At 60.6% G+C, this 6,733-nt stretch carries 7 protein-coding genes; 3 read left to right on the top strand and 4 right to left on the bottom strand.

Going from position 1 to position 6,733, the window contains the following annotated elements; genetic code table 11:
* Positions 1–9: 9 nt before the first annotated feature.
* The 3 genes from JXA24_07120 to JXA24_07110 all read right to left on the bottom strand — a co-directional run bounded on the left by JXA24_07120 (position 10) and on the right by JXA24_07110 (position 2,632).
* Entirely contained in the window at positions 10–771 is a 762-nt protein-coding gene (locus JXA24_07120) for a ParA family protein (GenBank protein ID MBN1283522.1), read from the bottom strand.
* Positions 772–1,217: 446 nt separating this feature from the next.
* A complete protein-coding gene (rsmG, locus tag JXA24_07115) occupies positions 1,218–1,811 on the bottom strand; it encodes a 16S rRNA (guanine(527)-N(7))-methyltransferase RsmG (GenBank protein MBN1283521.1) in 594 nt (197 codons plus the stop codon).
* Between the two features lie 5 nt (positions 1,812–1,816).
* Complete coding sequence (locus JXA24_07110; GenBank protein MBN1283520.1) at positions 1,817–2,632, bottom strand: MBL fold metallo-hydrolase; 816 nt, start codon at positions 2,630–2,632, stop codon at positions 1,817–1,819.
* 181 nt (positions 2,633–2,813) lie between these two features.
* Between JXA24_07110 and JXA24_07105 the strand changes: the two genes are divergently transcribed.
* From JXA24_07105 to JXA24_07095, 3 genes are all read left to right on the top strand, one after another.
* Positions 2,814–4,277, top strand: a complete 1,464-nt coding sequence (locus JXA24_07105; protein ID MBN1283519.1) for a mechanosensitive ion channel family protein — start codon at positions 2,814–2,816, stop codon at positions 4,275–4,277.
* An 87-nt stretch (positions 4,278–4,364) separates the two neighbouring features.
* Positions 4,365–4,961: a hypothetical protein gene (locus JXA24_07100; GenBank protein ID MBN1283518.1), complete on the top strand. Its 597-nt coding sequence runs from the start codon at positions 4,365–4,367 to the stop codon at positions 4,959–4,961.
* 39 nt (positions 4,962–5,000) lie between these two features.
* Entirely contained in the window at positions 5,001–5,237 is a 237-nt protein-coding gene (locus JXA24_07095; GenBank protein MBN1283517.1) for a hypothetical protein, read from the top strand.
* 17 nt (positions 5,238–5,254) lie between these two features.
* On the opposite strand, the gene gatD is transcribed toward JXA24_07095, so the two are convergent.
* Entirely contained in the window at positions 5,255–6,682 is a 1,428-nt protein-coding gene (gatD, locus tag JXA24_07090; protein MBN1283516.1) for a Glu-tRNA(Gln) amidotransferase subunit GatD, read from the bottom strand.
* Between the last annotated feature and the right edge of the window lie 51 nt (positions 6,683–6,733).

The raw sequence follows: 6,733 nt of genomic DNA, 5'->3' as shown, positions 1-6,733 counted from the left end.
TCTCAGCCTCTAATTGACAGCGAGCACCTCCTGCGCGAGCTCAAAGTAGCTCTGCGCCCCCCTCGAGGCCACGTCGTATAAGAGGATGGGCTTTCCGTGGCTCGGGGCCTCGGAGAGCCTCACATTCCTCGGGATAACCACATGGAACACCGCGTCTTTAAAGTGGTTTCTGATTTCATTCTGCACCTGATGAGAGAGGTTGTTGCGCGCGTCGAACATCGTGAGAACGATGCCCTTGATCTTAAGATTTGGATTAAGGCGGCCGGCGACGAGCGAAATCGTCCTCTGCAGATCCGCTATCCCCTCCATCGCATAGTATTCGCACTGGACCGGTATGAGCACCGAATCGGCAGCCACCAGGGCGTTGAGCGTCAGCAGCCCGAGCGAGGGCGGGCAATCTATGATGATATAGTCGAACTCATCCTTTATCCTCTGGAGGTGCTCCTTGAGCCGTGTTTCACGTGAAACAATCCCCACAAGCTCAACCTCCGCCCCCACCAGCTGGGTGTTCGAGGGGATCATCCTGAGGTGCGATATCTCAGTCTCCATCATCACGGAGCGCAGATCAGACTCGTTTATGAGCACGTCGTAGATGCTTGCCTGCATCTGGTGCTTGTTGAAGCCCATGCCAGTGGTCGCGTTGCCCTGTGCGTCTAGATCCAGGAGGAGGGTCCGCTTCTCAGCGGCGGCGAGCGAAGCGGCGAGGTTTATCGACGTGGTGGTCTTCCCGACGCCGCCTTTCTGATTGCATATAGCTATTATCTCAGCCATGGCCGCTCCGGTCTTGTCGGAAATGCTTGATGAATAAATCCCCCATAGTGCGACCCATTCAAGAGCGCAAGCAATTTAGCAGTTGTTTCACGTGAAACATTTCTCCGGGTCCCGGTTCGTGGATTGAGACGAGACGCCCCTTTTGCTACGGCTCGCTCATTTGCCTCCGGGTCCTGTCGTCGGATCACCCCCATTCGACAAATTCCAAGCACCAAATCCCAAATTCCAAATAAGCACCAAATTCCAATTACCGAATAATCAAACGCGATGTTTTTGTTTGATTATTGGAATTTAGGTTAACGGACGGGTACGGGATACCACTCGAGCGGCGTCATGAGGCGCCGCTTTCTAAGCCTATAATGCTGCGGTGCCGAGTGCGCAGGCGAGCGAGTGGCGTGTGAGCGAGCGAGCCGTAGCGAGAGGGGCATCCCGTACCCGTCCGTCTGCTAGGGTTTTCGGCGGAAGCTGAGGATCCGGCGGGGGAGGGGGCCTATGGAGTAACGGTGGTCGATATCAAGCGTAAGTTCTTGATTTTCTATAATATTTTGGGCTTCGGCCAGCTCCTTGTCACACCCTGCCCCCTTGAGGGCAAATATCCGGGAAGAGGGGCCCTCTCGAAGATAACTTATTGAATTAATTATATAATCCTTCAATTTCCAGGTCGCCCTCGAGACCACGGCATCAAAGGTCCCCAGTTGCCCCCTGACCAATTCGTCCTCGGCCCTGCCGCATATCGCCCTTATCCCGGAGAGACCCAGCGTGCGTATCGCCTCGTTGCAGAAGCTGATCTTCTTCCTCACGGAGTCGAGCAGGATCACTTCGATATCCGGCATCATCATCTTGATGAGGATCCCCGGCAGCCCCGCTCCGGTGCCAATGTCGATGAGCGAGCGCGCGTTCGCCAGATGCGGCGCGAGCTCGACCGCGTCGCGGAGGTGCTTCTTGCGAAACTCGTCCTCACTCGCAGCGGAGGATACGAGCCTGATGCTCCTGTTCCACTTTGTGAGGAGGGAAAAATATCTTGTGACAGGATCGTCCATCGTCTTCAGAGGGAAAACGAGAGCCCCTCGCGGGCCATCGCGATTCGCGACCTGCACCCGATGGAGCGCGCGTGCGCCCTGGCCTTTGCGAACATCTTTCTCAGAGCCGCATCGTCGCACTCGGGATCGAAGTGGGTGAGGTAGAGCGCCTTCACGCCCGCCGCCCTGGCGAGCCCGATCGGATAGGTGTAGGGGCTGTGGCCCCAGCCCAGCCTCCTGGCATACGTCTCGGGGGCATATTGGGAGTCGTGGATCAGCGCATCGGAGCCGCGCATGAACTCCACGAGCGAGAGCTCCTCTGCCGCGCCGCGCGGCTCGTTGTCGGTCATCAAAACGAGCGATCGGCCGCCTTTGAAATAGAAGCGCCACCCGCAGGAGCCCTGAGGGTGATGGGCCTCGTGCGGCACTATCCTCAGGTCGCCGTACCGGTACTCCACGGGCCCGATGTTGGCGAAGTCGATCTTTGCCGAAAACTCAGCCGTGCTGATCGGGAAGTAGGGCGGCCGTATCGCCTCCTTTATGGCCGCCGGGAACTCCTTCCCCATTATCCTGGGGCCCGCGACCGTGAAGCGGTTCCTATCATTATATAATGGGGCGAAGAAGGGCAGCCCGATGTAGTGGTCCCAGTGAACGTGGGACAGGAGTATGAGCGCCTCGATCGGGCGCCCCTTCGCGCGCCGCGAGAGATCGAGACCCAGGTCGCGGATGCCTGTGCCGGCGTCGCAGATCACGCGGGTGGAGCCGGCCTCTATCTCGACGCAGGTGGTGTTGCCGCCGAAGAACGCTGTGCCCCTGCCCGGCGAGGGGATGGAGCCCCTCACCCCCCAGAATTTTATACGGGCCTTCGCCATTGAGCTGAAGGTAACACATGCGCCCCTCTGCGCAAGGCCCTATTTGCCTCCCCCATTCACCTTTGACCTTTCAGCTTTCACCTTTGACCTTTCACCCTCATGAATTATACTCGCGGCCATGAACGCCGGCGAACCGCTCTCGACAGGAATCATGCAGAACCCGTGGGTCATCCTGGGCGTGATGGCGGTCCTTGTGGCCTACCGTTACGCCGCGTTCCGCACAAAGAAGATGCCGCACTTCCCGATCGGCCTGCTCATCCTCTACCTGGCGCTCAACTTCGTGCACAAGGCCATGGCCGATCGGCTGAGCCAGGGGCTCCTTCACTGGATCGACACGGCCGCAGTCATAGCGCTCTACTGCGCGGTCGCCCGCCTCATCTTCGCCCTGACCGTCGAGCTCTGGGTCAAGATACAGAAAAAGGAGAGGCTGCCGGCCCTCACGAAGGACTTTCTGCTCGCCGTCATATACGCGGTGATCATATTCCTGGTCCTGCGCGAGAAGGGCGGGGCGAACCTCGCGGGGCTCATCACCACTTCGGCGGTTCTCACCGCAGTGATCGGCCTCGCCGCGCAGAGCACCCTCGGCAACCTGTTCGCAGGGCTCTCTCTCCAGCTCGAGCGGCCGTACTCCATAGGCGACTGGATACAGTACGGAGAGAAGGTGGGGAGGGTGGTCGGCATCGGATGGAAGTCGACCAGGCTCCTCAACTTCGAGAGCGAGCTGGTCTACGTCCCCAACCTCGACATAATAAAGACCGTGCTCACCAACTTCTCCAGGCCCTCGCGCCTGCACACGATGAAGATAAACGTGGGCATCGAGTACGGCGCGGCCCCGAACAGGGTCCGCCGGGTCATGCTGGACACCCTACGCGAGGAGCCGAGGATTCTGAAGACCCCCGCGCCGTCGGTGAGGGTGATGGAGTACGGCGACTTCGCGATAACGTACATGATGAGGTTCGCCTACGAGGACTACGGCGTCTCCCCGGAGCTGCGCGCATCGGTGATGAACAGGCTGTGGTACGCGCTGCGCCGCAACGGCATCCGCATCCCGTTCCCGATCAGGGACGTGCATCACGCCCACATAGAGCGCGCGCGCGAGGAGGAGCTGTCGAAGAAACAGCGGGGAGATGTTCGCGCGCGCCTCGACTCGGTGCCCATCCTCGCGCCGCTTTCTCACGAGGAGAAGGAGTCGCTCGCGCGCTCCATGAGAATAGAGTCCTACGCGGAGGGGGAGACCGTGGTGTGGCAGGGAGACCCTGGCGACTCCATGTACGTGATACATTCCGGCGCCTGCGACGTGCTCGTTGGCAAGGACTCCTCGATTCCGGTCGCCACTCTCGCGCCGCCGTCTTTCTTCGGCGAGATGAGCCTTCTCACCGGCGAGCCGAGGTCGGCGACCGTGCGCGCGACCGCAGACTCCACGCTCTTTGCCATAGACAAGGCGCTGTTCTCCGACATCCTCTCCGCAGACGTCGCGATACTCGAGAGACTGGCGCAGGCCCTTGCAGAGCGCCAGGCGGAGACGAACAGGAAGCTGGGCGAGGGGGAGAGGGACCGCTCCGCCAGGGTCCAGGGGCTCTCCGCCCGCATAAGGTCGTTCTTCGGCCTCACGTAGATTTCGAGCAACTTTTTTCGCCATGCTCCGATAAAGAGGAGAAACCGGAGGCAGCAAGAGATGCAGCTGTCAGCGTGCACGACAACGATGAATTACCCGTCCTGGGCCGGCGCGGCCGCGGTCATGCCTGCGCATCTCTCCGCCCCTGGTTATTATCAGCTCACGGCGTTCACGCAAAGCAGCCTGCGCCTCATCGCCGGGAACAGGGGATTCGGATCTCAGGGACTGGCGCGCCTATTCGCCTCGGGGGCCCCCAGCATGCCGCCTCCGTCAGGCTCATCGTCGATGCCGCCTCCAGGCGGCACCGGCAACGGAGGCTCTTCGAACGGCAACGGCAGGCCGAAAAAGGGGGAGTCAGCGCTGGCAAGGGCGATCTCGCGCCTGGAGATAGGGAACATTACCGAGCGCAGCCTGGCGCTGCACTACATCGAGGATGCCGCTTTCAAGGGGCCCGAACACCTCTTGCCCATCATCCGGATCACCATCTCGAGGGCGGTCGAAAGAACGGACGAGCTGAGCTCAATCCGCCTGCAGGCGCTCAGCGTCCTGGAGAACATAGGGGTGGGCGCGCCGGCGTCTTACGACCTCGAAGCCATACGCAAGGCAGCGCGCGGTCCCGATTTTCTCGTCAGGACAGAGGCCAGACGCCTGCTGAGGCAGATCCGGGAGAAACTGAAAAAATGACTACATTCAGGATTCGATGGGGGAAAGGAGGATGCCGGGATGTCCGATATCATCAAATCAGTTAATATTAAACAGCCGCCAAAGCCGATCTCCGAATGCCTGCAACTCAATCCGGAGGATCAGGTCAGCCAGCCGGATTATTTCACTCCCCAGAGCATCAACGGGCATTCCTTTCGGGATGTCAGCGCTGAGACAAAGGCACAGGTTGACTCGTACATCAGCGAAGTGGAGTGGATAAAGCTCGGAGTCCCGTCGGATTACTATCGCCGTTTCTAAGCGTCAACCCGTCCCTTTTATTTCTTGTACGTCGACAGGAAGCGCTCCACCTCGGGGATGCCGCCCTGGTAGACGAGATATCCGTTGTGCGGCTCGCGCTCCGTGATCTCGCGCGCGATGGGGGTGAGCATCATCTCGCGTACTTTCTGCAAATCCCGTGTCTGACCCAATGTCCAGCAGAGCTTCATGTAGGCCGCCTCCGGGATCATGTTCTCGCATGGGATTATGCCAAGATCCAGCAGATATCTCCCGGTGTCATACACGTTCATGTGCACATAGCCCCAGAGCGTCTGCACGGTCATGACCACGGCCACGCCCTTGTCGACCGCGCGTTTGAGAGCGGGGTTGAGGACCGAGTTCACGTGCCCCAGGCCGGTGCCGGCGATCACTATGCCGTGGTAGCCCTTGTCCACTATCGCGTCGACGAGATCAGGGTTCATGCCGGGGTAGTAGTAGAGGATCGTGACCCGGTCGTCGTATGAGGTGTTGATCTTGACGTTTTTGTCCTTGCGGCGCCTCTTGTGCTCACGCAGCGGGACGATCCCCTCGGAGCCGGACGGCGGCTCCCAGCTGAGGGCGTGCCTCGCCGCAAAGACCATGGCGTAAGGTATGTCGCCGAGCGTGCGGAACGTGGAGCGGTAGCTCGAGTGCATCTTGCGCACGCGCGTGCCGATGTGCAAAAGCCCGTAGTCGTCCGAGGTGGGGCCGAACATGCAGACCATGATCTCCGCTATGTCGGAGTGCGCGGCGCTGTAGGCGGCGTTTATCAGGTTGCGCGCGGCGTCGGAGCTCGGCCTGTCGCTGGAGCGCTGCGAGCCGACCAGCACGATCGGGATCGGGGAGTCCTGCACCATGTACGAGAGTATCGAGGCGGTGTGGTGCATCGTGTCGGTGCCGTGGCCGATCACGATCCCGTCGACGCGCTCCTCGCGTATGAGCCTTCCGATCTCCTCCGCCAGCACCTGGTACTGCTCCTTCGCCATGTTCTCGGAGAAGACGCCGAAGAGCTTCTTGGTGGTCAGGTTGCAGACGTCGGCTAGCTCCGGCACCGCGCCGTAGAGCTCGCCGGGCGAGAACGCAGGGACCACCGCGCCGGTCTTGTAATCGAGGCGCGAGGCGATCGTGCCGCCGGTGCCGAGGAGGTAGACGTACGGCTTCCGCTTGTCGACCGGAAAGTCCTGCTCGGGGATCGCGTATTTCCCCTCGCGATGTCCGGTCTTCTTTATCCCCTCTATGGAGTCCACGTGGACGCCGGTGTTGTAGCCGATCGCCATCTTGATGACCACGTGCTCCGCGTCCTCGGTCGTGGAGCGGGGGAGGATGAGGCCGGCGAACGGACCCTTTGGCGTCCGGATCTCGACGCTGTCCCAGACGCCCACATCGTATTTCTTGAGCACCGCGAGCGCCGGCTCCCTGTAGCCCTTGTATCTCTCCTCATCCGCCATGGCCCCGGGACACTAGTAAATACAAGCAACCCAAGGCAAGCGGAAGTTTTT

The organism is Pseudomonadota bacterium, from assembly GCA_016927275.1.
GTDB lineage: Bacteria > UBA10199 > UBA10199 > 2-02-FULL-44-16 > JAAZCA01 > JAFGMW01.
This window is presented reverse-complemented; position numbering and strand designations above follow the sequence as displayed.

Excerpts from the sequence above, each read along its gene's own strand:
- rsmG (MBN1283521.1), bottom strand. The coding sequence starts at position 1,811 with ATGGACGATCCTGTCACAAGATATTTTTCCCTCCTCACAAAGTGGAAC.
- gatD (MBN1283516.1), bottom strand. The coding sequence starts at position 6,682 with ATGGCGGATGAGGAGAGATACAAGGGCTACAGGGAGCCGGCGCTCGCG.
- JXA24_07105 (MBN1283519.1), top strand. The coding sequence starts at position 2,814 with ATGCAGAACCCGTGGGTCATCCTGGGCGTGATGGCGGTCCTTGTGGCC.
- JXA24_07100 (MBN1283518.1), top strand. The coding sequence starts at position 4,365 with ATGAATTACCCGTCCTGGGCCGGCGCGGCCGCGGTCATGCCTGCGCAT.
- JXA24_07120 (MBN1283522.1), bottom strand. The coding sequence starts at position 771 with ATGGCTGAGATAATAGCTATATGCAATCAGAAAGGCGGCGTCGGGAAG.
- JXA24_07095 (MBN1283517.1), top strand. The coding sequence starts at position 5,001 with ATGTCCGATATCATCAAATCAGTTAATATTAAACAGCCGCCAAAGCCG.